Consider the following 23,837-nt stretch of genomic DNA (forward strand, 5'->3'; position numbering starts at 1 on the left):
CCGTCACGGCTGGACGTACCGCAGCCTGAGGGTGTCGACGTGCCCGGACCAGCGCAACGTCACGTGCCAGCAGCCCGCCTCCGGCAGGTCGACGCCCGACGGACCGGGCCCGCCGGGCACCTCGCGCGTGACAGGCGAGCCCGAGCCGTCCAGGCGCGCCTCGATCAGCAGGGGATCCCCGTTCTGGGACACCCGCGAAACCCAGAGGATCTTGTTGCCGCGATCCTTGCCCGGCGGCGACAGCAGCGGATCACCGAACACCACGGCCGCGATGTCACCCCGGTCCCCCAGGACGTACGGCACCGCCTGGTCGGGCGGCTGGAACCCGGTACGGGCCCAGGTGGGCAGCGGCGCCGGTGACAACCGGTCAGGACACCCGCCGGACGGCTGCTCGGCACACCCCGCAAGCAGGGAAAGGGAACAAGCCAGGGTCAGTGTCAGGGGCAGTGCGGCGCGAAGCATGGGCGACTCCCGTCACGGGGGCGTACGTGGTCGCTACCTCTACACCGCCGACTCCTCAAAGGTTCCGGCCCGGCCGGCGCGACGCGCACACCCTTTCTCCGCAACCAGCCGGGCGGCAGACCGAATTGTGTGCGACGTCCCGTTCGCGAAGATTCATCTTCGGTCAGCCGATCTTCGGCGTCGTGCCGGATTCCGTTCACGGAGGTCGAATTCAATCTGCTGTCGAGGCCGACAGACGACGACGTGATGGAGGAAGACAGTGGAGCTGGCGTTCCCAGCCGAGCCGACAGGGCCGAAACGCGGGGGCGCCCTCAGGGCACTCGGCGCGATCCTCGCCGCACTGACCGTGATCCTCGTTCTCCCGGGGCTCGCCGCTCCGGCCTCGGCGACGACGACCGCCACGACGATCACGGATCCGGCGTTCTACGCCCTGGAGTCGGGCACCATCGCCTCCGCCACCGGACTCAACGGCGGTGACTCGACGCGCCTTCGGGTCAAGACCGGCGCCGCCGTCGACGGCTCGTGGCGGACGCTGGCGTTCACCGAGGCCGCCGGCAACCCGGACATCGACCTGACGGTCTTCGCCTACGCCGCCGACGGCACCTACCTGTCGCCGTCCACCGGCTGGCAGAGCCTGGTGAGCCCGTACACCTACACGATCCCCGCCGGCACCGCGACGATCCGCTACGTCGTGAAGTACCACGCGGGCGGGGCGATCACCGCGGCCGACCACGCCACCTGGCTCACCATCGGCGTCGCCGGCGTCGACGACGGCACCACGGCGCCGCCTTCCACGAGCGACCCCGGGTTCAACGACTTCGAGCAGGGGACGATCGCCTCGGCGACCGGAGCGAAGCGGGACGGCGCGAGCGACGTCGCGACTCGGATCCGCCTCAAGGCGCCGGTCGCCGTGGATCGGTCCTGGCAGGCGCTGAAGTTCGACGGCGGCCCCAAAGGATCCGACGTCTCAGTGACGATCTTCGCCTACGACGCCAACGGCACCTTCCTGTCGCCGTCGACCGGCTGGAAGAGCCTGGCCTCGCCGTACGTCTACGTGATCCCCACCGGCACCGCGAAGATCTCGTACGTCCTCAGCCACGACGCCGCCGACTCGGTGCAGCCGATCAACGTGAACGAGCGAAGCCCCTGGGTCACGCTCAGCACGGTCACGCTGGACCCGCGGGACAACTACAAGGTGAACGCCTCCACCGTCACGCCGCAGTTCACCATCCCCGGGATGCACGACGAGCAGGGCGGCAACTTCGTCGACGGCAAGCTGTGGATCGGCGCCGCCAGCGACGACGGCCACACCGTCGCGAACGGCCACGTGTACGTCTACGACATCGACTACGCCACGAAGACGGCCACCCTCGCCCACACGTTCAAGCACGACTTCGGCCACCTCAACTCGTTCTCCTACGACGAGGCGAGCGGCAATCTGATCTTCGGCAACGGATCCAGCAGCTACACCCAGGCGCCGGAGTTCTACGTCGTCAAGGAGTCGAACATCGACCTCGACGGCACGAACACGCTCGCCGGTCTGCACGCCACCGCCTTCGACGTCCCCGCCGACTTCGGCGCCAAGTGCAACGTGATCTGGACCGATCAGCCCGACACCGCGGTCATGCTGACCGACGACGGCACCACGGTACGCAAGATCAAGCTGGTCACCGGCACCGAGCACGGGCAGTACGGCGTCTACGCGCCGGCCGCCGGCACTGGGTACAACGGCACGTGGGACCTCCTGGCGACGTATCACATCAACACCGCGTACGACGTCGTCCAGAGCGCGGCATGGGTGCGTGGCCGCCTTGTGATCGGCCTGGGCCATGGACCCATGTCGATCGCGGTCATCGACCTGCAGGACGACGGCCACATGGACTACGAGGTCTACCGCAACCCCGCGCAGTCCCAGTACTTCGAAGCGGTCTTCTACGACCCGGACAACCGCTACTTCGGGGGCGTGAACGCCAACACCGGAGCGGGCTACTTCTGGGACGACACCAACTTCTCGTTCACGGCGACGCCTCCGGCGCCGGTCGTGACCGGAGTGTCGGTCACTCCCTCGGCGGTCACCGTCTCCCGGGGCGCTACGCAGTCCTTCACCGCCACGGTGACCGGCGACGGCCACCCGGCGCAGAGCGTGACGTGGAGCGTGAGCGGCAACGCGAGCACCGGCACGACCGTCGACGGCGAGGGGCTGTTGACGGTCGCGCCCGATGAGACGGCACGCGCTCTGACGGTCGCCGCCACCTCGACCGCCGACGCCTCCCGGTCCGCCACCGCCACCGTCGCCGTCCCGCCGCCCGGGACGTTCGGCGGGTTCAAGCCTCCGGTCAAGCCGGACGGCGTCACCGCCGTTCACGCCGGCCGGACCATACCGATCAAGTGGACGATCGACGGCGAGCAGGACGGTGAGCCGGCGGTCGTGTCGGCTACTTTCGACGAACCGGGTGCCGACTACCACTGGATCGGCGAACTCGGCTCCTACCACCTCAACGTCGGTACGCCCCGGTCGTGGGCAGGGAGCCGGCACACCTTCACGGTGACGTTGGCCGACGGCAGCCTCCATCGGGCCGAGTTCTCGTTCGAGTGATCGTGGCAGGCACGCATTGAGCGTTCACCGCTCACTGAGGCCGGCGGTGCTCGTCACCGCCGGCCTTCGCTGCCGGCGACTCTCCGTCGTAGGTCTGGTCAGAGCTCAAGCATCATGAGGATCTCGTCGCGATCACCGCCGGGAGCGAGCCGCAGTGCACCGGGCCACCGGCCGATCTCCTTCCAGCCGAGCCGCCCGTAAAAATCTTCGAGCCCCACACCGCCCCGAGCGGCGAGGCGAAGCTGTTCGAGGCCCATCTCTTCGCGGGCCACCTGCCGCACCCGGCGCATCAGCGCGGCACCGATGCCTCTGCCACGAAAGTCGCTCAGGACGAGGCCGATCACTGTGCGAAGTACCTCCAGGCGGAGCAGGCCATCACCGGGAGCTCGCCCTGGGCGAACGTCCCGACTGATGTGCAGGCCGAGCCGAAGGGAGACGCGCGAGGGCGCGCAGGTGTATCCCGCTTACGCCCGCCAAGCCTCGTCGGACGGCGACACGGAGGCGGCGAAATTGCTCAACGACACCGCGAACGACGAACTGAAGCACGCGAAGGCCTTCTCCAGTGAGCTGTCCGCTCTCGGCAAGCGGTGTCCCACGTCGAGCTGACCACTAGAGCTGACCACGAACTCGACTGCTGAGCTGATGCCGAACAGGCCGGCGCTACCCGGCGCTCCATGAGGATCGTCCCGGCGTCAGCAACCGGGAAAGCTGGCCGAGATCGGTGATCCGCACCAGCTCGGAGCGCCCGCCGACGTCGTCCCGGTCGAGCCAGACCGCGGCGAGCCCGGCGGCCATCGCACCGCCCGCGTCGATGTCGGGCTCGTTGCCGACGTACAGCACCTCGCCCGGGGGTAGCTCCAGCGCGTCGCACGCCGCGTGAAAGGCGGCGGCCTGGGGTTTGGACACGCCGAGTTCGGCTGCGCACAGGACGGTCTCGAAATGGTCCCGCACGCCGAGGATGCGCAACTTGCGTTCCTGGTAGTCCAGCCTGGAGTTCGACAGCACGGCTTGCCGGAAGTCGGTGGCGAGCTCGTGCAAGGTCGCGAGGCTGTCAGGGAAGAGCGCCCAGCAGGCTTCGAAGTGGGCCACGTAGCGATCGAACCAGGCGTCCGCTTCGGAGTCGTCCATGTCCACGCCGAGAAAGCCCTGAACACGCGCGCGGCGCTGTCCCCGGAAGTCGGTCTCCTGCGCGATGAATCTCGCCCAGTGCAGCTCTGTCTGGGCCTTCCAGTGACGAAGGGCGTCGTCGACGGAGGGGAACAGCGCGGCGAGCCCTTCGGCGGCCAGATGGTCGCGGAGGCCGGCGCGGTCGGCGCCGGCGTAGTCGAACAGAGTGTCGTCGATGTCCCAGAGCACGGCACGGATCGGCATGCGGAGACGCTAACGCGTCCGGCGGATGCCGGGCATGGGCCATTTCCGCAGGGGATTTCCGGGCCACTCCGCCGCCGTTCCGCCTGGAGTGTCGAGCAGCGCCTGACGCACGATCAGCCTCTCTGCGGGTCGGCCCAGTCGCCGTGGGCCACGATGGCGAGGTCCTCGGGGCCGACATCCCTGCCGGAGGCGGTGCGCGAGCCGATCACGACCGGCTCGCCGGTGCCCCGTTCGACGAGGCGCAGCGGGCCGCCGTCCTCACCCTGTAAGTACTTGTTGCCCCACTGCATGAGCGCGAAGACGGCAGGGAACAGGTCCTGGCCCTTCTCGGTCAGGAGATATTCGTAGCGGGTGCGCCTGCCCGGCTCCCGATAGGGCTGCTTGGTGAACACCCCGATGTCGGTCAGGTCCTTGAGCCGTGCCGCGACGATCGCGTCGCCGATCTTCGTCCGCCGTACGAAGTCGTCGAACCGGGTCGTGCCGTAGAAGGCCTCGCGCAGGATCAGCATCGACGACCGCGTGCCGATGGTCTCCATCGACCTGCCGATCGAGCAGTTATCCAGCCGCCACGTGGTCCGATCGGCCAGAACACCCTCGAATGAGAGCGGCATGATGTCCCCTGATTTCTACGCGGGCTGGTCGGTGATGACGACGACGCCTGACGGCGCGTCGAGCAGTTCCACCGTACGGTCGGCGGCGTGGTCGATCTGGACGCGTGGCTCGGCGGGGATCTGCTGTTCGTTGTAGGTGCCGGGTCCGTAGAACTGTCCGTAGCTGAGCACGACCCCGCCCTCGGCGAGTACGGAGCGTTCGAGCTCGGCGACGGCGTCGGCATCGGGGCCGGCCTGTAGCCGCCAAGCGACGGTCTGGGCGAGGATCTTCGGCGATCCGCTCTGCCGTGCCGCTTCGATCAGGTTCTGGTTGCCCTCGGTCCGGATGCGCGCGTTCAGCTCCACGTGCTCATCGATCTTCTCCACTTCGTCGGGCAGATCGGTCAGTTCGTTCAGGATGACGTCCGGGGCGAAGTCGCGGACCGCCTTGACGAGGGCGTCGCGGTCGAAGACGTCGCACAGGATCGGCTCGGCGCCGAGCCGGGCCAGTAGCTCGGTCTTGCCGGGTGAGCGGGTCATGCCGCCGACCACGTGCCCTTCCTTGACCAGGCGGGGAATCAGCCGCTGCCCGATCACGCCGGACGCGCCGGCCAGAAAGATCCTCATGCGCCTCACCTAGCTTCACAATTTATTAGTCAGCTTAGACGGCCCACTTTCCTGGAGGCAAGTCAGGGCCGGGGGGTCCGGCTCCCACAGGGGAGCCGCTCATGGGCACGAAGAACAGCCCGCCGGACTGCCGCGCGTCACGGCGGCCGTCAGGCGGCGCTGTCGCGGAGAAGGGGCGGGTAGTCGGTGTAGCCCTTGTGGTCTCCGCCGTAGGCCCGGCTGAAGTCGGGGACGTTGAAGGGCCCGCCGGCCCTCAACCGGCGAGGCAGATCCGGGTTGGCCATAAAGAGCGAGGCGTAGGAGATCAGGTCGGCGGCGCCGCCGTCGATGAGTTTCAGCGACTCAGGCCCGGTGAATGCGCCGGGGGTGTACGGGTTGAGAATCAGCGTGCCGGTCCACCGTTCCCGCAGCCGGTGGGTGAGCTCCGTGTCGGGTCCTTCGGCGATGTGCAGGTAGGCCAGGCCGAGCGGGTTGAGCGCGTCGAGCAGCGCGAGGTAGGTGTCGTGGTGGCCGTCTTCGACGATGTCGTTGTAGACGTGGGACGGCCAGATCCGCAGTCCGACGCGGTCGGCGCCGACGGCGTCCGCCACGGCCCTGGCCACCTCGACGGTGAACCGGCCGCGTCGCCGGGCGCTACCGCCCCACTCGTCGTCACGCTGGTTGGCGTTCGTCGACAGGAACTGGTGCAGCAGAAAGCCGCTGCCCGCGTGAAGCTCCACCCCGTCGAAGCCGGCCTCGATCGCGTTGCGCGCCGCCGACGCGAAGTCCTCGATGGTCTCCTTGATGCCGACCCGGTCCAGCGCCCGCGGGGTGACGAACTCCTGCGGGCCGTCCATGGTGAACACCGTTCCGGCGGCCTTCACCGGCGACGGCCCGACCGGTGTCAGCGTTCCCCCGTGCAGGCTGGGATGGCCGACCCGCCCCGCGTGCATCAGCTGAGCGAAGATCAAGCCGTTCCGTTCGTGCACCCCGGCGGTCACCCTCCGCCAGGCCTCGACCTGTTCGGCGCTGTGCAGCCCCGGCGTGTTCGGGAAGCCCTGCCCGATCGGCGATGGCTGGGTGCTTTCGGTGATGATCAGACCGGCGTCGGCGCGCTGGGCGTAGTAGGTCGCCATCAGCCGGGTCGGGCTCGCTCCCGGCCCGTACGCGCGGTTCCGCGTCATCGGGGCCATGACCACCCGGTTGCGGGCGGTGTACCGGCCGATGGTGATCGGTTCGAACGCTGTGGACATGAGACTCTCCCTTTGATCGGATTCGGCGAGACGGGACGGATCATTCGCCGCTGGGGGCGGGGGCCATGCAGCCGTCCGGGGTGCACACCCCGTCGCCGCCGGTTATCGGAGGCAGAGGGGAGACGGCGGCCGGATGGCCCTCCTCCCAGACGGAACCAATGGCCGAGAGCAGTTCGTCGGGGCCGATCGCGCCGGACATGGCGTACTTTCCGTCCAGGACGATGAACGGCGTGCCGCGGGCGCCGAGGCGCTGGGCCGTGTGCTGGTCGTCGGCCACCCGCGCCCGGTATCTGCCGTCGTGCAGTGCGGCAGCCGCGCCGTCGCGGTTCAGTCCCACCTCCGAGGCGAAGTCGAGCACCTGCTCAACGGTCCACAGGTCGCGGCCCTGCCCGAAGTGGGCGCGGAACATCGCCGACCAGATTTCGCCCGAACGGCCCTGGCCGGCGGCGTACGCGAGAAGCTCGTGGGCGAAGTCGGTCGGCCCCAGCCGGCGTTCGAGCGCGTTGTACGGCGTGAGTCCCTCGGCCTCGGCGGCCGCCTCGATCCGGCGCAGGACCTGCTCGCCGGTCGCCTCGGGCATCCCGGCCATGCGGAACAGCTCCCGCTGGGTCACTCCCTCGCGAGGGAGGTCGGGATGCAGCTGGAACGAGCGATGGACCACGTGGACGTCCGAGGCGTGCTCGAAGCGGTCCAGTGCCTGGCGCAGCCTGTGGTCCATCAGCCCGCAGTACGGGCACACGATGTCCGACCAGAACTCGATCTTCACGGGAATCACCCTCGCTTCCTGGCTACATACCTTCTGTTCGTAGCCACATCGTGCATTAGAATCAGAACCCGTACAAAAGGCACATTCATGTGTGTGGAAGCGGTTACGCCAGAGGGGCGGCGCGCATGGCGGCGGAGAAGACCCGGAAGGTCAGGACCGGAGTGCGGGCCGACGTGCGCGCCGCGCCGGGACCCTGCGCCCATTGGGACGACCAGGACGCGGACTTCATCCGCGAGGTTCTCGACCTCGTCGGCGACAAGTGGAGCGTGCTCGTCATCGGCACCCTCGCCGACGGCGCGACACGCTACTCCGACCTGGCCGCCGCGATCCCCGGCATCTCGCAGCGCATGCTGACACTGACGTTGAAGCAACTGCGACGCAATGGGATCGTCAGCCGAACCGCCTACCCCGAGGTCCCGCCCCGGGTCGAGTACGAGCTGACCGGCCTGGGCGCGTCGTTGCTTTCGACCGTGCTGGCGCTGGCCGCGTGGTCGGCCGACAACCAGGCCGAAATCCGACGCCACCAACAGACCTTCGACGCCGATACGCAGCCCGCGGGGAGCTGACCAGGGTGGATCATCGGCCCGGCAGCGGGCGGGCCTGCCGGCCGTGGTCGGCTACGGCAGCACCTGGCACAGTGCGTCCAGCGCGCCCGCCCACGCGCTGTCCGAGGGGGCCGCGTAGTTGACCACCAGCGCGTCCCGCTCGGGCAACCGCCGGCCGGAGCCCGCCACCTCGTGGCGGAACGGCGCCATCCCGCTGACCGCCAGGCCCTGCCGGGCCGCCGCCTGGACGACCGAGCGCTCGGTTCCATGCGGGAGTTCCAGGACCACCTGCAACCCGGCGGCCAAGCCGGTCACGCGGACGCCGGGGGCGCGCTGCGACAGGGCCGCGACCAGTTGGTCGCGGCGTCGCCGGTAGCGCAGCCGCATCGAGCGCACATGGCGGTCGTACGCGCCCGACGTGATGAACTCCGCGAGCGTCAGCTGTTCAAACGCGCTGGACATGTAGTCGATGTGCCCCTTGGCCGCCACGATCTCCGGGACCAGTTCCTCGGGCAGCACCATCCAGGCGAGCCGCAGTCCCGGCGCCAGTGACTTGCTCGCCGTGCCGAAGTACACCACCCGTTCTGGATCGAGGCCCTGCAGAGCACCCACCGGCTGACGGTCGTACCTGAACTCTCCGTCGTAGTCGTCCTCCAGGATCAGCCCGCCGGTGGCACGCGCCCAGTCGACGGCCGCCGTGCGCCGGGCCGGGGTCAGCGCGACCCCTGTCGGGTACTGATGCGCCGGTGTCAGCAGTGCTGCGCCGGCTCCGTTCAACCGCGCCAGATCGTCGGTGCGGGCGCCGCGTTCGTCGACGTAGAGGGGCGGGATGCGCAGGCCGGCGTCGCTCAGCAGGTCGCGATAGATGTGAAGTCCGTACGATTCGACGGCTATGGCCCGTACCCGCCGGGCCCGGAGCACCTGCGCCATCAGCGTCAGACCGTGGTGGAAACCGGAGCAGACGACGATCCGCTCCGGCGCGGCGTACACCCCGCGGGCCCGCGCCAGATAGTCCGCCAGGGCGGCGCGCAGTTCCACCCGGCCACGTGCGTCGCCGTAGCCGAAGGCGTCGTGTGGAGCCGCGGTCAGAGCGCGGCGGGCAGCGGCGAGCCACTGCGTGCGAGGAAACTGCGCGAGGTCCGGCGCGCCCGGCAGCAGGCCGAAGGTGGGACGGGGCTGGGCCCGTCGCGTCCGGGGGGCGGAGGGTGCCGCCCTGCGCGGCTCGGACCGTTCGGCCACCCGGGTCCCGGAGCCCTGCTGGGCGGTGAGCCAGCCCTCGGCGACCAGTTCGGCATAGGAGTCGGCCACCGTGTTACGGGCGATGCCGAGATCGGCGGCAAGCGAACGGGACGACGGCAGCCGAGTGCCGGGCGCCAGGCGTCCCGTGCGGACGGCCTCGCGCAGAGCGTCTGTGAGCCCGGCCCGCAGCCCAGGCCCGGACAGTTCCAGATGCAGGTCGGCGCCGAAGGTGGAAGGTGCGGCAGCCGCCGAATTGGCCCGGCAATCTGTCATAGCAATGGACCATACCCCAGGGCCATTTGATGCCTAGTGTTGCGGGCATGCATGTGCCATCCCGGACATCAATGAAGATGACCGCTCACACCTTCCGCGCCCTGCACCACGGGCGCGCCCCCGGCGACCCGCTCGTCCTGCCCGGACCCTGGGACGTGGCCAGTGCCCGCGTCTTCGCCAACGCCGGCTTTCTCGCGCTCGCCATACCAAGCGCAGGGATCGCCGCCTCGCTCGGTTACGCGGACGGCTCGACCCCGCCGGAGGAAATGTTCGCCGCGATAGCGCGGATAGCCCGGGCGGTCCCCGTCCCCGTATCCGCCGACGTCGAGGACGGCTACGGACTCGCCCCCGGAGAACTGGTCGGGCGCCTCCTGGAGGCCGGCGCCGTCGGCTGCAACCTGGAGGACTCCGAGAACGCCACGCTCAAAGACCCACGCCGTCACGCGGACTGGCTGGCCGATGTCCGCGCCCACGCAGGTGACGCGCTTTTCATCAACGCGCGCGTCGACACTTTCCTGTTCGGTTCCGGCGACCCGGCCGACGCCCTGACACGAGCCCGCCTGTATCTGGCGGCCGGCGCCGACTGCATCTATCCCCTTCTGGCGCCGCCCGAGGTACTGCCCGTACTGCGGGAGGGCATCGAGGGCCCCATCAACATGGCAGCCCAGCCGGGGATCGATTCCATCATCGACCTGGCCCGGCTGGGCGCGACACGCATCACCTTCGGCCCCGGCATGCAGCAGCACGCGACCCGCGCCACCGGCGAACTCGCGACACGGCTACGCGCGCCCGCCCGGGAGACGGAACCTGGGGTGGTGTGCCTCTAGATGGGGAAGCGGCCGCGGCGCCAGTACCAGTGGCGGCCGGCCTTCAGGTGGTCGACGACCGCGCGCTGGAGCACGGTGCGGCGCGGCAGCCGGTCGAGCGGCGTGGTCAGGGTGGGGAACACGAATCGTCGCACCTCGACGTCGGCGTCCAGGCCTTCCGGCTCCTCGTAGGGCTCCAGCTCGAACCTTCGCTGGAACCTGACGATGTTGGAGTCCTCGGGCAGGTAATCCCGCAACTGCGGGTCAAGCAGCCACGAGCCGCAGGAGAACGCCCGTGACGACGTCGATCAAGGCGAGGTACGCGTACACGTAGAGATGCCGCCAGGCCGGGCCCCGCTCGCGCGGCAGCTCGGGACCCGGCGACAGCCAGTCATGGCCTCCGAGGTCGGCGCGGACCAGGGCGATCGAGCGGTCGAGCAGCCAATGCAGCTCAGGAGTCCACAGCGGAGAGCCGGGATCGGGCCAGCCCGCCACCCGGAGCCGGGTCGAGGATCGAGGGTGCGTCGGCCTTGGCGGGCAGCGGAGCCGACGGCCGGTCGCCGGCGAGCCGGTGCACCCGGTCGACGTCCTCGACGGGCACCCCGAGCCGGGCGGCGATGTCGTCAAGATCCACGTGGACGACACTACCGGCCGGTGGGCGTCTTCCACAGCCCGTACCGCTCGGGCGAATCCCGTCACGGCGTTGTCGTCACCGCTCACCATGGGTCTTGTGCCAGATCATGATCTCGGTCGCCGGAAGGCGCTCCGCGAAGCGGTTGTCGGGTGACGTCTGTCGCAGCACCGCGCGCAGGTCCCGTTCGAAGTCCTCCAGCCTGTCTCCGAACAGGTGAGGGGCGGAGTCGGATCGGGAGAACACCCACGCCACGATGTCGTCGGCGGTGCGATCGGCCACCGCTCCGGACGCGACGGCATGGCGTTCGAAGTTCTCGAACCCGGCGCGTGCCAGGACGAGGTCCTCACGATCCGGCGTGCCGTTGACGAGCGTTCCCTGTCCCGCGCGGCGTACCGGCCCCAGATATCGACGCACCAGATCGCCGATCCGCGCGTACGGGGGAGCGGGCAGCGGCAGTGGCGCCGGCTCGGCGGGGGGATTCTCGAGGTCGCTCATGTGGACGAACGCGCCTCCCGGCTCCAGCATGTCCAGCACTGTCGCGGCGACGCGATCTCGATCGGTCCAGTGGAAGGACTGGGCGAACACCACGACCCGGAAGGTGCCCAGACCGGCCGGCAGGTCCTCGGCGCGCGCTGCCACCCACCGCGCGTTGGTCACCCCGCGACGCCCGGCCTGTCGCTCGGCCTCGGCCAGCATGTCCTCGTCCGGGTCGATGCCGACCGCCTCGGTGAAGAACCGCGCAAGAGGGAGAATCACGGTGCCAGGCCCGCAGCCGACGTCGAGAAGCCGGCCCCGGCCGTCGAGACCGAGTGTCGCGGCCAGCGTTTCGGCGAATCCCGGAGCGTACGGCAGCCGGCCGCGCTCGTAGTAGGCCGCGCATCCCTGGAACAGGGTGGGGTCCCACTCCCATCCGTCAGGCATGTCGATTCCCTCCACGCGTCGGTGACGTGGAGGGATGGTAGTGCGCCGACCGCGGAAGCCGCAGCCAGGGTGAGCCGTCCGAGAAGCAGCCCGATGAACGCCGGGGTGAGCCTGCCTGCGTGGTCGCCGTTCTGTCGGTGCCGTCGGGCATGCTGCCTTCGCACGCCCCGCCTACGGGAAGGACTCCAGTGGCCCGCCTGCTCCGCTACCGCGACGACGAGCTCTACGTGCAGTACGGCGGGCTCTGTGTCTACGGCGGCACCGACTGCCCGGAGTTCCGCGACGACGAGCTGGAGACTCTCCACTACACCGCCACCGTCCACCTGGAGGCGTGGGACGTCGAACCGCCGGACCCGGGATCCTCCTGGAGGCCGATCGAGCGGCTGCACTTCACGGCCGAGACCGGGGTGATCCAGATAGGCGTGATGGACGACAGCGGCCCTGACTTCCTGATCGGACCTCCCCTCTTCGAGTGCGGTTTGACCGCGCATATCGGCGACTCGGACATCGCTTGGTTGTTCCGGTTCTGGCCGATCCGCGATGTCTTCGACCCGCTCGTCCATATGAAGCCGCCGGAACCGATCGGATCCACGTCACCGCCGGAGCCCCGTCGGGTGCCTGTCCCTGTCACGACGGCGGGGCAGTGGGCGGCCTTGCGGCCGGACAAGCATCGGCCCTCGGAAAGGAGCGTGCGGTGGGTGGTCACGCCACCGGGGTTCCCCGGCGGAGATCCGGTCTCCAACGCGTTGAACCCCGATCACGTGTCCACCTTCCTGATCCCGTCGCACCCGTACGAGGAGCATGACCTCCGGGTCAAGGAGACGGGTGGCACCTACCGGATGTGGCGCTGGGAGAGGGAGACCGCTGACGGCGATCCGGAGGACGGCAATCTTCTGACGGGCAGGATCGTGCACGTCCGTGACCCCCACGGCCGACGTGTTCTCGCCTCGGGCGTCGTGACGTTGCTGGGGATGGAAGACGGGCGTTATCACGTCCGCGACGCGGAGCCCCACGAGGCCGCCCGGGTGTTCTGCTCGGAGAAGACCTGGTCGAACTGACCACGGCGCGGTTCGTCCTGGAAGTCCCGACTGGTGCAGGGCAGGCATGATCCGCGGGCGGCCGTCGAGACGGTGTTCGACCTGCTGGTCCACGGCTGGCGGGCACGGCGTTATTCCGAACCGGCGCATTGAGGTTCTCACGCAAAAGGAAAACCGCGTCGATCGGCGTTTCCGAGGCCGGTGAACGGAAAACAGCTCCCCGGAAGAATGGTCCGCCAGGCAACCTCGAACTCAATCAATTCGGGAAATGTCTGAATTCGGGACAGTGGTACGTTTCATGGGGGAGAGAATGCCCAAGTGTCCTAATGCTGTCGGGTTTCTAATGCTCGGCACCGTGCTGGCCGGTGGGGCCATGCCTTTGGGCGCTCCCGCCGTGGCCGCGTCCGCCGGCGGAGCCGTCGTGACCGGCCCCGACGTCGATCACCCGTCCGCGCGCGATCACGCCCGAGCGCATGGGCGCCATCGCGCCGGGCAGCACGACAAGCAGCGGCAGTCGGGGCGCCAACAGCAGAACCTCGCCCACGACGTCACGCTTGCCCTCACGCCCATGCAGAAGGGCCAGACGGATTCGCGGGCTCTGCCGTACAACTGGCAGAAAACGGACGCGACCGCGAACTCCTTCAGCGATCAGAACAACGTGTCGGACATCACGAACCGGCCCAATCAGAAATCGGACTCGACGGCCACCGGCGACACGAGCGATTCCACGCAGAAATCAGACCAGCCGGTCACGTCACCGGCGCCGCAGGACGACGCCGCCAGTGCGGAGATGCTGGCGTACCTGCGGGATCTGGCGGCGAAGAAGCAGTTCACCGGCTCGGCGCTGGTCGTACGGCGTGGACAGGTGCTGGCTCGTTTCGCCGCGGGCGAGGCGGACGAGAGCAGGCACATCCCCAACCGGCCGGACACGATCTACCGGGTCATGTCGATCACCAAGCAGGTCACCTCGATGATCGTGCTGAAGCTGCAGGACCGCGGGCTGCTCAAGCTGGACGACCGGATCTGCCCGTACCTCGTCCCGGCATACATCAAGGCCTGCCCGGCGGCGTGGCGTCCCATCACGATCCGCGAGACGCTCACCCACACCTCCGGCATCCCCAACATCGAGACACTGCCCAGCTATCTCGCCAACGTGACGCGACCGACCACGCCCCGGAAACTCATCCAGCAGTTCGTGAACCTGCCACTGGACTTCAAGCCCGGCACCAGTTGGAAGTACACCAACTCCGGCTACGTGCTGGCCGGCGCGATCATCCAGGCGGTGACGCACAAGCCGTACGGCACCGTGCTGCGCGACGAGATCACCGGCCCGCTGCACCTCGAGCACACCGGATACAGCAAGCTGTATCCGCCCGCCGGGTTCGCGAAGGGCTACTTCACGCTCGGGTCGCCGGCCCCGCTCCTGAACGGCTCCGAGCTGTTCTCCGCGACCGGCCTCTACTCCACCGTCGACGACCTCGCCCGGTGGGACCGGGCGTTCGGCTCGTACACGGTCGCGCCGCCCGCGACCGTCAAGCTGGCGTTCACGCCGCAGGCGAAGTGTCCCCCCGGCGGCTGCCTCAACCTGCCGTCGAGCGCGTACGCCTTCGGCTGGCTCGTCGACCGGCTCCAGGGGCACCGGCTCCGGTATCACCCGGGTCTCTTCATGGGTTACACGGCGAGCAACATGTACCTGCCCGACGACGACATCCAGGTCGTCGTGCTCAGCAACGTGCAGGACACCGACACCGCCGGGATCGCCCGCCACCTCGCCACGCTCGCTCTCGACCTCTGAGGATTCACAGAGCCTCTGAGGATTCACAGAGGGGTGGAGGCGGTGGTCTCGGGCACGAAGGCGATGCCGTCGAAGTGCTCGGCGAGCACCGTGGGCATGTGGCTGAGCTTGTAGGTGAACCGCCTCGCCACCGCCCCGTAACTGCGCATGTGAAGGGGCTCGCCGAGCCACCGCGTCACGGCCTCCGGCCGTGGGCCGTTCCGCAGGTCGATCACGTGATCACCGGGGTGAGCGGTGGCCAGGCGAGCCTCCACGATCGTCGGTCTGCGGACGAGCGGGACGCGGAAGGTGACCGGAGGCCTGGCCGGGTCCACCCTGCCGAATCGTCGCCGGCGCGCCCGGAACCGGCCCGACCCGAAGAGCACGCCGAGTGCGTAGTACGCCTCGCCATGCCGCTGTCTGAGGTGCAGACCCATGGCGGGCACCGAGCCGCCGCTGTGACCGCCCTTCATGACGTGGCCGTTGTGGGCCCAGAGGGCGACCTTGGTGTCCGGGCCGGCCAGGAGCAGGTCCACGTTGTCGGCGAGGTGGCGGTCGCGCGCGATGCTCACGGTCTGTGCGGGGTCAGGGTGCCGAAGCGGCCGGCTCGCGAGGTCGGCGCTCTGGCGCACGATCCGCGCATGTGCCGACGCCTCGTCCGAGGCGGAGAGGCCCGTCAGGAACTCCTCCACACGGCGGGCGTCGGCCTCGATCCGCCGGTCGAGCGGCGGACCGACGCCCAGGCGCTTTCCGGCGAGGGGAGCGAGGGGGCCGAGCAGGTCCGGCGCGGCGTCGCCGAGGTGGGTGCGCAGGGCGTCCAGCGACGCCGCCGGATACTGCGGGTCGATCCCCGCGAACCGCACCTTCCGGGCGGCGGTGCGGTTGTGGTCGCGCAGCCACTCGACGGTCGCAAGCATCTCCGCCGTGTGCAGCGTCCAGAAGCCCAGCCCGGCGAGCGCCTCGACGGGATCACCGGAGCCGCCCTGCACGTAGTCGTCCACGGCGCGGGACGCCGAGGCGCTGGCCTCCACCGCGAGCGTCGTGAAGCCCAGATCCTCCACCAGGAACTCCAGCAACCGGTGCCTGATCAGGAAGAACTCGCGGCTGCCATGCGTGGCCTCGCCGAGCCCCACCACCCGCACGCCGTCCAGCGCGGCGCGAAGCGGTGCCAGGTCGGCGGTTCCGGCTCCCGGTGTCAGGCCGTTCAGCGGTATGGCGCGCGCCTTGAGCCACTGCGTCACCTGGTCCTCGGTCGTCGTGCCGGACACGGCGCTCCTCACGTCATCGGCGGTGCCGGCTGATCCTGTCGTCGAGCCGGGAAGGACGCCACATCAACAGCACCACCGCCACGAAGGCGAGGGCGACCACCACGATGAAGAGGATCCACAGCACGGAGGCCTTCCCTTCCGGCTCTGCCGTGGACGTCGGTTCCACCACTGTCTTTTCCACCAGCGGGGCGATCCGGTCGACGAGGGCCTGGGCGGCCAGGACCGGGTCGCCCTGCGGCGCGAGTCCGAAGTCCGGCGCTCCGATGACCTGGAGCAGGTCCTGCCGCATCGGTTCGTCCGCCTCGCGGTTGACGAGCACGACCAGCCTGCGCTGGGGGAGCGGCAGGTCCCGCGGGGCGACGCGCTGGTAGCCCTCGACCGCGCTCACGTTCTCGGGCACGATCGCGGCGTCGGCGGATCGCTCGGCCAGCCGGCGTGCGATGTTCTGGGCCGGCGCGGTGGCCAGCTGGAGGCCGTGATCGGTCAGCGCGCGCAGCTGCTCCTCGCCGATCGTGTCGCGAATGAGGACGTCGTCGCCCTCGCCGGGCTGGTCGAGAAACCGCTGCGGCTTGACGCCCTCCCTGACGAGCAGGACGTCGCTGCTCGTCACCGGAAGGTCCGCCAGCTCACTGAGGCCCCGTTGCCGCAGATCCTCCCGTACGTCCTTGCCGGAGTGCCGGCCGCCGCTGACCGACTCCAGGACGTCGAGGTCGTACGCGATGGTCACGGCCGGCTTGCCCACCGGCGGCGTGACGGTGGCGGGGTCGATCGTCTCTACGGCCGGGGCGTAGCCGTCGCGGCGGAGCCTCTCGGCGAAGGCCTCGGCGGCGTACCGCTGGTCCGCGGGCGCCTGGACGGCCACCGCCAGCGGTGGAGGGGAGAGGCTCTCCTGTGGGGTCTCCCCGGCGTCGCCCAGGGTCAGGAAGACGGCCACGACCGCCACCGCGGCGAGCGCGGTCGTGCCGGTCAGGATCAACGCCAGGCGGACGCGCCGGCCAGGAGGCCACCAGGTCCGCCGGTGCTCGGCCGGGGGCGTGCCCAGGAGAGAGGCGAGCCTGTGCCGGACGGCGTCCGGCGTGTCCGGCGAGCAGATGAGGGCGTCGGCGACGTTCTGGCTGGACTGCCTGTACTGGCTGGACTGGCTCCGCATCTCCTCGGCCGGGAAGGCCGCGTCCACGAGCCGCGCGTAGAGGCGGGTCGCGTCGCTCCGGGGACCGATCACACTCCGGAAGCAGTTGCGCTTGAGCAGCACCCTCTGGAGGTGCTGCCGGGCGGTGGGGGTAGTGCCCGAGCGAGCCAGGTCCTCGACCGCGGCGCCGACGTCCGCGGCGTACGGGAGCGCGTCGGCCAGCGCCTCGATGAAGGGGCTTCCCGCGCCGTTCCGGTACGCCACCGTGGGCTCCGCGGAGCCCACGGGCAGGGCGGGAGGAGGGCCGGGCGGGGAGCGGTCCGGCTCGGGTTCGGGCTCCGGCGCCGCGGAGCCGGAGAGCTCGACCAGCTGGAGCACCTTGGGCCGGTCCTTCTCGATCGACAGCGGCTCGGTCTGCCGGGCGAGCCTGGCGATCATCTCCGCCGCCGGGACGTCGGACCGCGTGTAGAACTGGTGGCAGAGCTTGGACGGTGTCTGTCTGAGGACGCTGTCGGCCGCGCGTCCCCAGACCACCGTCTGCGCCCCTTCTGGCGCATACCGCGCGAACGACAGCTTGATGCTGTGCTCGCTCGTGCTGCTGGTCCAGGTGGCGGCGGTGAACCTGGTCCGCGTTCCGTACGGCAGCAGCGCCGCGACGGTGTCCGCGAAGCGCAGCCGATCGATCATGGGGACGGTGTCGGCGCCGACCACGCACACGGGCCGGCCGTTCAGCAGCAGCGCCGCGGCGGAGAACGTGTCCGGTCCGGGAGCCATGGCCTCCGGGTCGTACGGCGGCACGGTCACGGTCAGCGGAGGCCGCGGCTCCAGCGGCAGCGCGGCGAAGGCGGTGTAGAGCGCCGTGTACGACACCGGCCGGTCGACGAGCTGCTCGTACGGCACGTAGAACCACCGGGTGTAGGCGATCTTGCGGTCGGCGAAGTCGCGGTGGCCCGACCACTGCCGGATCGCCAAGACCAGGTAGTGGGAGATCTGGCCGTTCTCGCCGACCCTCGCGGTCCCGATCGTCACCTGGGGCAGGTCGCCGGCGGTGCTCGCCGTGTAGCGGTGCCTGAGCTTGTCGAACACCTCGCGGCCGAGCCGCCCGTCGCTCCACTCCAGCAGGCCGTATTCGTCGTAGCTGCCGGGCCGCTTGCCTTCCAGCGCCCACTCGAAACCGATCACCGCGGACCGCCGGCGGCGAGGCGCCGGCCGAGCCACAGCATGGGCTCGACGACGTTGATGGGATGGACCTGTCCCCGGATCCGCAGGTCCCTGCCCGCCTCGGGCAGCAGGTTCTGGTAGTCGTTCCAGTCGAACGTCTTGGTGTGCGGCCGCAGGTAGAAGCCGATCGACGAGGTGACGAAGAACTCGACGCGGGTGCGGTGGAAGAACTGGTCCAGGGCGTTGACGACCATGTCCGCGTTGCCGCTCGCGGACACCTCGCACAGCGCCCGGAACAGGTCACGGGCGTCCTCGCTGGTCACCCGGGGGAATCCGTACTCGTCGTCGGGCGCGGAGTCGAGCAGGTGCAGCTTCTCCGCGGTCTCCAGCACCCTGGGGTCGTCGAACTTGGTGATGCAGACCGCGACGTGATGGGGGAGCATGCCGTCCCGCAGTTCCCCGCTCTCGAGCATCTTCTCGGCCAGGCGGGTGAGCGGCGGGTGCAGGTGGTCGAAGGCGTCGCCGAGCTCGAACTCCCGGATGGGGTCGAAGAGGAAGACCAGGCCCCGGCTCTTCACCAGGTTGTCCATCAGGCGCCGGCGCAGGTCGTCGGCGACGCCGGAGCCGTTCCCCAGGTGGAGGGGGCCCGCGCTGAACAGACCGCCCGGCGCGTCGACCATGCTGATGCCGATCTTCAGCGGTGGGGTGGGCCGGGCCTTGCGGAGCCACCGGCGCTCCTGCCGCTCGGCCGGCCCGAGCAGCGTCCAGCGGTAGTGCTCCAGGCTCTGGCTCGCCTCCGGGAAGATCTTCCCGCTCGACAGCGCGTTCGTTCTCTCGATGAGGTAGTCGGACGAGGCGGCGTCGGAGCCGACGATCTTCCATTCGTCCTTCCGCCGCATCAGCGCGATGTTCAGGGCGGCCAGAAGCGTGGTCTTGCCGCTGCCGGGGGCGCCCCACATGGCGATGTCGTGGGCCGGTGGTCCCTGCGCCGGGTCGGACTGCATGTCTGGTCTCACTCCGTCTCGTCGAGGAGGGGGAACGGGATGGGGAGGGCGGCGGGCGCGGCCAGCCCCAGGTCGGCGGCCAGCCCCCGGACGTCGAGGGCGTCGAGATGCGCGAGCGCGTTCGCGCCGAGCCGGCGCCAGGCCGGGTGCGCGAAGGTGTCCTCGCGGTCGCAGATCGCGGCGAGCGCGGTGTCCGGCCGGCTCTGGACGCGGCCCACGAGTAACCGCCAGTCGTGTGGGTGCGGGCAGGGCAGGATCAGCGACCGGTTCGTCCGCGCCGGGTGCGGCGGGCGGTCGCCGACCGTGAGCAGGACCGTGCGCACCCGCTCCGCCGTCGTGAGCCGCCGGGCCACCGCCTCCAGCATGTCCTCCACCTGGGCGGCGTGCGGATAGTAGGGGTAGCCCTCGGTGATCGCGCCGCGCTCCTCCAGCCACTCCAGGGCGGCCAGCGCGCGCTCGGGCGTGACCTGCCACGCGGCGACCTCCACCGGATGCTCTCTGGCCGCCCGGGCGTCGTAGGAGTGCGCGCCGTACGCCACGAGGGAGACCCGCAGGAGGTCCGCGAGCTCGGCGGACAGATGACTGACCATCTGGCGCACCCGGCTCAGGCGCTCCTCCACCTTCGCGTCCGGCCCGCTCACCTCCACCGCGCAGATCAGGTGTGCCGGCCCGGCCCTGGGCGGCAGTTGCGACGGCGCCGCCGCCACGAGGTCGTTCCAGCCGCGCGGATCTCGCGTCAGCTCGGGCACGCCGGTGAAGCGCACCTTCCCCGGCCGCACCAGCTCGGCCGTCAGCAGATAACGGCCGGGGGTGAGCCTGGCGCTGTGCACCGACAGCAGCCGGGGCTCCCGGCCCTGCCAGGTGACCACGGCGAACGCCGTGCCGTACTCGTCGCCGGGCTCGCAGCGGACGACCACCTCGGCCCTGGTCCCGGGCAGGGTGCCGATGGGGAACAGCTGCTTGCTCCCCAGCCGCAGCCGCCCGCTCGCGTGGTCGGCGCGCAGCACGACCAGGTCGTACGACCGGGAGAGCGGGTCGGAGGCCAGGACGTCCTCGACGATCGCGACGACCGTCCCGTCGCAGGGGAGGACGGGGACGGGCCGCGCCTCGCTCAGCCAGGCGAGCGCCCGGTTGGCCTCGGCGCCCTCGGGAAACGAGCAGACGAGGACGACCTCGTCGGCGAGGAGCGAGTCGGCGGCCCGGAGCACGGCCTGCCGGGAGGACTCGTGCTCCCACCCCTGTTCGGAGGTCAGGTCCTCCCATGACGACGACCAGTAATGGCAGCGAGGCCTGCCGTTGTCGTCCCGGTGGATTCGGAAGACGGTCATGCCGTCGGCGGCGACCTCCACGATCGTGAGGCGGCCGGTGGCGGTGAGCCCCGCAACGGCTCGGGCGACGGCCTTGCGAAGCAGAGCCTTGTCGGGCTCTGACACAGATCCTCCGTTTATTGTCCTATTCGTCGCCCCTGTCCCCCTATATCCGAACTAGTGGGTAACAACGAAAAGACGACTTGTCATAACGGTAGGGTTCTTGTCGTGTCGTTGCGTCGGATCATTCTCGGTTTCCCGCAATCTTATGGCGGTGATCTACGATAGCCCGAGTCTCGATCGTTATGCCACGTTCCAATATGTGCGCGTAGGCGAGGAGAAACATGAGACGGTTTCTGATTGCGCTGTCCGGAGCGCGGCCTGAAGTGCTCGAACGGTGCCCGAGCGAGTACGGGAAGTTCGAGGGAATCGGCGGCGCCGTGCTCACGACGGCCGTCCTCGCGGTCGTCTCGATGACGTTCGCCCTCAACAGCGCTCTGGGCGTGAACGTCGTCCTGGCCGTTCTCGCCGCGCTGGTATGGGGCCTGATGATCCTGAGCCTCGACCGCTGGCTGGTCAGCACGATGAAGGCGGACGCCCCGCGCCGCTGGCCGCTGGCCGTTCCGCGCTTTCTCATGGCGCTTCTGCTCGGGTTCGTCATCTCCACGCCATTGGTGCTCCAGATCTTCCGGTCCGAAATCGATGCCCAGATTGTCCAGATCAAGCAGCAGCGTGCGGACGCATTCGCCGCACGGCAGCAACAGGGCAACGTCGGAAAGGACGTCGGCCAGCTCCGCAAGGAGGTGGCGGACCTGGAAAAAGTCATCTCCTCCGGAGGTGACGTGCCCATCGACACCGAGCAGGACCCGAACATCAAGGCGCTGACCGCCGAGCGCGCCAGGCAGCAGAAGCTGGCCGACAAGCACTACGGCGAGTGGCAGTGCCAGCTGTACGGAGGACCGTCGTGCCCGAAGAAGGGAGACGGCCCTCTCGCCCAGGACAGCCGGCGCGCGTACGAGAAGGACAAGCGGCGCATCGATCTGGTCAACCGGCAGATCGAGGACCGGAAGCGGGAGCTGAACGCCGGCAGCGAGGAGGCCAAGCAGGCCCGCCTCGCGAGCGCGCGGGACGCCCTGCCCAAGGCGAAGGCGCAGCTCGACGCCGGGATCAAGCGGCAGACGGACCTCCAGACGACCTTCGACGCGGAGAACATGGCGACCAACGGCCTGCTCATCCGAATCCAGGCGCTGAACGAGGTGACCGGCAAGGACAGCAGCCTCGGCGTCACCCGCCTGCTGCTGTTCCTGTTGTTCCTCCTCATCGAGTGCCTGCCGGTTACGATCAAGCTGATGCAGCGGCCGGGCAACTACGAGAAGGTCCTCGCGCTGGCCGAGAAGCACGAGTTCCGGGACGCGCGCGGCTCCTTCGCCGCGCAGGGCGCCTTCACCTCGCCGGGCGTGGGCGGCCCCGGGACGCCCGCGTCGCCTGCGGGCCGTTCGCAGGACGTCTGGCGCATCTGGTCCCGTACGGGCGAGACCGGCCCGCAACCGGTCGTCACCCTCCCCGAGGACGGCGCGGCGTACCGCGGCCCCACCGGCACTCGCGCGGAGACCGTCGGCGAGACCGACGCGTACGACTCGATGGAGGACCAGGAACTGCGGCGGATGCCGGACGCCAGGACCACGCGGGTGCCGCGGGCCGGGGCCGACCGCCCCGGCGGTGTCGAGCTGCTGCCCGATGACGACTGACGCTCCGGCGGGAGGCCCGGGACGACTGATCAAAAACCGCTACGAGCTGAGGACCCAGCTCGGCCGCGGCGGCATGGGCACGGTCTGGCTCGCGATGGACCGGATGCTCGGCCGGCTCGTCGCGCTCAAGGAAGTCGTGCTGACGCCGTACGGCGAGGGGATCGAGATCCAGCGCGCCAGGGCCCTGCGCGAGGCCCGGTCGCTGGCCCGGATCAGACACCCCGCGATCGCCGAGATCTACGACGTCTTCGAGGAGAGCGGCTCGCCGTGGATCGTCATGGTCCACGTCGAGGGCGGCTCCCTGGACGACCTGATCCGGCGGCGGACGCTGTCCGAGCGCGAGATCGCCGTCCTGGGACGCGAGGTGCTGGCCGGGCTGACGGCCGCACACGCCGCGCACGTGGTGCACCGTGACGTCAAGCCGGCCAACATCGTGGTGGGCAACGACGGAAAGGTGGTGCTCGTCGACTTCGGCATCGCGCAGATCGTCGGCGAGAGCGGGCTCACCTCGCGCAGCATCATGCTCGGCACCACCGAGTTCATGGCGCCGGAGCGGATCGACGGGCGGGCGGTGGGGCCCGCCGCCGACCTGTGGTCGCTCGGCGTCACGTTCTTCTGCGCGCTGGAGGGCTACTCGCCCTTCCGGCGGGACAACGCCTACGCGACCGTGCACGCCGTCTGCACCGACGACCTTCCGCCGCCCCGCCGCGGCGGGCCGCTGTACGACGTGATCGCCGCGTTGCTCAGGAAGGACCCCGCTCTCCGCATGGGAGCGGCCGAAGTCGACCGCAGGCTGGCGGCGATCACCGCCCCGCCGCGGCGTGAGCCGCCGGCCGAGAGGCCGCGAGCACGACCACCCCAGCCGCCGGTGAGGCAGGCCTCCGCTGTCCGCGACGCCTCCTCTCTGCGCAGTGCCGCCGCGGCGCTCGCCGCGATGGCGCCGGCCGCCGCCGGGCAGGCGCTGGACGCCATGACCGAGGATCCGTCCCGGGCGGCCGGCGTGCTGGCCCTGCTGCCGTCCGGTCAGGCCGGCCGGATGGTCGGTCACATGACCGCGGAGGGAGCGGCCGCGCTGCTGCGGCAGCTGCCCGCGAGCCGGGGCGCGAGCATCCTCGCGGACGTCCCCGATCGGGTCGCCGCCGACATCTTCAACGCGCTCGGCGTCACCCCCGCCGCGGTCCGGCTGGTCGAGGCGATGACGACCCGGCGGGCCAGGCAGGTGCTGGAGTACGTGCCGCCGCCGGTCACCGCGGCCCTGCTCCGGGCGACCACGGACGGCCGCGCGGCTCGTCTCCTGGCCGGGCTCAGCCCCGCCGTACGCGCCCAGATCGCCGTCGCCGACTGAGC

Annotated in this window: 24 protein-coding genes; 8 read left to right on the top strand and 16 right to left on the bottom strand. The window is 70.0% G+C overall.

All coding sequences use genetic code 11. The annotated features are described in order from the left end of the window. Window positions 1-3: 3 nt before the first annotated feature. Window positions 4-363, bottom strand: coding sequence for a hypothetical protein (locus tag ACIBK1_RS06840; protein WP_396723756.1), 360 nt, complete (start codon window positions 361-363; stop codon window positions 4-6). Window positions 364-721: 358 nt separating this feature from the next. Between ACIBK1_RS06840 and ACIBK1_RS06845 the strand changes: the two genes are divergently transcribed. Continuing rightward, window positions 722-3,058, top strand: a complete 2,337-nt coding sequence (locus ACIBK1_RS06845) for a hypothetical protein (RefSeq protein WP_396732939.1) — start codon at window positions 722-724, stop codon at window positions 3,056-3,058. Window positions 3,059-3,156: 98 nt separating this feature from the next. Here the strand turns inward: ACIBK1_RS06845 and ACIBK1_RS06850 are convergent, their stop codons facing one another. Next, window positions 3,157-3,402 (bottom strand): GNAT family N-acetyltransferase, encoded by a 246-nt coding sequence (locus tag ACIBK1_RS06850; RefSeq protein ID WP_396732942.1) that lies wholly within the window; start codon window positions 3,400-3,402, stop codon window positions 3,157-3,159. A 109-nt stretch (window positions 3,403-3,511) separates the two neighbouring features. Between ACIBK1_RS06850 and ACIBK1_RS06855 the strand changes: the two genes are divergently transcribed. After that, entirely contained in the window at window positions 3,512-3,664 is a 153-nt protein-coding gene (locus tag ACIBK1_RS06855; protein WP_197042826.1) for a ferritin family protein, read from the top strand. A 54-nt stretch (window positions 3,665-3,718) separates the two neighbouring features. On the opposite strand, the gene ACIBK1_RS06860 is transcribed toward ACIBK1_RS06855, so the two are convergent. The 5 genes from ACIBK1_RS06860 to ACIBK1_RS06880 form a co-directional block, all read right to left on the bottom strand. Next, window positions 3,719-4,429 (bottom strand): HAD family hydrolase, encoded by a 711-nt coding sequence (locus ACIBK1_RS06860; RefSeq protein ID WP_396732947.1) that lies wholly within the window; start codon window positions 4,427-4,429, stop codon window positions 3,719-3,721. A gap of 113 nt (window positions 4,430-4,542) precedes the next feature. Then, entirely contained in the window at window positions 4,543-5,040 is a 498-nt protein-coding gene (locus ACIBK1_RS06865; RefSeq protein ID WP_030510753.1) for a winged helix-turn-helix transcriptional regulator, read from the bottom strand. A 15-nt stretch (window positions 5,041-5,055) separates the two neighbouring features. After that, entirely contained in the window at window positions 5,056-5,646 is a 591-nt protein-coding gene (locus ACIBK1_RS06870; RefSeq protein WP_030510754.1) for an NAD-dependent epimerase/dehydratase family protein, read from the bottom strand. Window positions 5,647-5,795: 149 nt separating this feature from the next. Continuing rightward, window positions 5,796-6,878 carry an alkene reductase gene (locus ACIBK1_RS06875; protein WP_396732950.1) on the bottom strand — a complete coding sequence of 361 codons (1,083 nt, stop codon included), beginning with the start codon at window positions 6,876-6,878 and terminating at the stop codon, window positions 5,796-5,798. A gap of 40 nt (window positions 6,879-6,918) precedes the next feature. Next, window positions 6,919-7,644 carry a DsbA family protein gene (locus ACIBK1_RS06880; RefSeq protein WP_396732953.1) on the bottom strand — a complete coding sequence of 242 codons (726 nt, stop codon included), beginning with the start codon at window positions 7,642-7,644 and terminating at the stop codon, window positions 6,919-6,921. Between the two features lie 125 nt (window positions 7,645-7,769). Between ACIBK1_RS06880 and ACIBK1_RS06885 the strand changes: the two genes are divergently transcribed. Continuing rightward, window positions 7,770-8,210, top strand: coding sequence for a winged helix-turn-helix transcriptional regulator (locus ACIBK1_RS06885; protein WP_396732956.1), 441 nt, complete (start codon window positions 7,770-7,772; stop codon window positions 8,208-8,210). A 51-nt stretch (window positions 8,211-8,261) separates the two neighbouring features. On the opposite strand, the gene pdxR is transcribed toward ACIBK1_RS06885, so the two are convergent. Then, window positions 8,262-9,701, bottom strand: coding sequence for a MocR-like pyridoxine biosynthesis transcription factor PdxR (gene pdxR / locus ACIBK1_RS06890; protein ID WP_030510758.1), 1,440 nt, complete (start codon window positions 9,699-9,701; stop codon window positions 8,262-8,264). 77 nt (window positions 9,702-9,778) lie between these two features. Between pdxR and ACIBK1_RS06895 the strand changes: the two genes are divergently transcribed. Then, complete coding sequence (locus ACIBK1_RS06895) at window positions 9,779-10,528, top strand: isocitrate lyase/PEP mutase family protein (RefSeq protein WP_051762309.1); 750 nt, start codon at window positions 9,779-9,781, stop codon at window positions 10,526-10,528. Here the strand turns inward: ACIBK1_RS06895 and ACIBK1_RS06900 are convergent. The 4 genes from ACIBK1_RS06900 to ACIBK1_RS06915 all read right to left on the bottom strand — a co-directional run bounded on the left by ACIBK1_RS06900 (window position 10,525) and on the right by ACIBK1_RS06915 (window position 12,062). Then, on the bottom strand, window positions 10,525-10,764 hold the full coding sequence (locus tag ACIBK1_RS06900; protein WP_231514083.1) for a hypothetical protein: 240 nt from the start codon (window positions 10,762-10,764) through the stop codon (window positions 10,525-10,527). The genes ACIBK1_RS06895 and ACIBK1_RS06900 overlap by 4 nt on opposite strands. A gap of 7 nt (window positions 10,765-10,771) precedes the next feature. Then, window positions 10,772-11,002 (bottom strand): hypothetical protein, encoded by a 231-nt coding sequence (locus ACIBK1_RS06905; protein WP_396732960.1) that lies wholly within the window; start codon window positions 11,000-11,002, stop codon window positions 10,772-10,774. Beyond that, a complete protein-coding gene (locus ACIBK1_RS06910) occupies window positions 10,959-11,141 on the bottom strand; it encodes a hypothetical protein (RefSeq protein ID WP_197042827.1) in 183 nt (60 codons plus the stop codon). The genes ACIBK1_RS06905 and ACIBK1_RS06910 overlap by 44 nt, the downstream gene beginning before the upstream one ends. A 75-nt stretch (window positions 11,142-11,216) precedes the next feature. After that, complete coding sequence (locus tag ACIBK1_RS06915) at window positions 11,217-12,062, bottom strand: class I SAM-dependent methyltransferase (RefSeq protein ID WP_396732963.1); 846 nt, start codon at window positions 12,060-12,062, stop codon at window positions 11,217-11,219. Window positions 12,063-12,250: 188 nt separating this feature from the next. Between ACIBK1_RS06915 and ACIBK1_RS06920 the strand changes: the two genes are divergently transcribed. Both ACIBK1_RS06920 and ACIBK1_RS06925 read left to right on the top strand, forming a co-directional pair. After that, on the top strand, window positions 12,251-13,120 hold the full coding sequence (locus ACIBK1_RS06920; RefSeq protein WP_030510761.1) for a hypothetical protein: 870 nt from the start codon (window positions 12,251-12,253) through the stop codon (window positions 13,118-13,120). Between the two features lie 352 nt (window positions 13,121-13,472). Further along, complete coding sequence (locus ACIBK1_RS06925; protein WP_396732966.1) at window positions 13,473-14,894, top strand: serine hydrolase domain-containing protein; 1,422 nt, start codon at window positions 13,473-13,475, stop codon at window positions 14,892-14,894. 23 nt (window positions 14,895-14,917) lie between these two features. Here ACIBK1_RS06925 and ACIBK1_RS06930 read toward each other — a convergent pair whose 3' ends face one another. The 4 genes from ACIBK1_RS06930 to ACIBK1_RS06945 are packed head-to-tail and all read right to left on the bottom strand — an operon-like array spanning window position 14,918 to window position 20,868. Then, a complete protein-coding gene (locus tag ACIBK1_RS06930) occupies window positions 14,918-16,141 on the bottom strand; it encodes an erythromycin esterase family protein (RefSeq protein WP_396732969.1) in 1,224 nt (407 codons plus the stop codon). Between the two features lie 13 nt (window positions 16,142-16,154). Beyond that, window positions 16,155-18,452 (bottom strand): hypothetical protein, encoded by a 2,298-nt coding sequence (locus ACIBK1_RS06935; RefSeq protein WP_396732972.1) that lies wholly within the window; start codon window positions 18,450-18,452, stop codon window positions 16,155-16,157. Beyond that, window positions 18,449-19,435 (bottom strand): DEAD/DEAH box helicase family protein, encoded by a 987-nt coding sequence (locus tag ACIBK1_RS06940; protein ID WP_030510766.1) that lies wholly within the window; start codon window positions 19,433-19,435, stop codon window positions 18,449-18,451. Before ACIBK1_RS06940 ends, ACIBK1_RS06935 begins: the two co-directional genes overlap by 4 nt. A gap of 8 nt (window positions 19,436-19,443) precedes the next feature. Next, on the bottom strand, window positions 19,444-20,868 hold the full coding sequence (locus ACIBK1_RS06945; RefSeq protein ID WP_396732975.1) for a hypothetical protein: 1,425 nt from the start codon (window positions 20,866-20,868) through the stop codon (window positions 19,444-19,446). 218 nt (window positions 20,869-21,086) lie between these two features. Between ACIBK1_RS06945 and ACIBK1_RS06950 the strand changes: the two genes are divergently transcribed. Both ACIBK1_RS06950 and ACIBK1_RS06955 read left to right on the top strand, forming a co-directional pair. Further along, on the top strand, window positions 21,087-22,490 hold the full coding sequence (locus ACIBK1_RS06950) for a DUF4407 domain-containing protein (protein WP_396732978.1): 1,404 nt from the start codon (window positions 21,087-21,089) through the stop codon (window positions 22,488-22,490). Next, window positions 22,480-23,835, top strand: a complete 1,356-nt coding sequence (locus tag ACIBK1_RS06955; RefSeq protein WP_396732981.1) for a protein kinase domain-containing protein — start codon at window positions 22,480-22,482, stop codon at window positions 23,833-23,835. Before ACIBK1_RS06950 ends, ACIBK1_RS06955 begins: the two co-directional genes overlap by 11 nt. Window positions 23,836-23,837 lie beyond the last annotated feature (2 nt).

Origin of the sequence: Microbispora rosea, assembly GCF_044460045.1 — a bacterium.
Taxonomy (GTDB): domain Bacteria; phylum Actinomycetota; class Actinomycetes; order Streptosporangiales; family Streptosporangiaceae; genus Microbispora; species Microbispora rosea.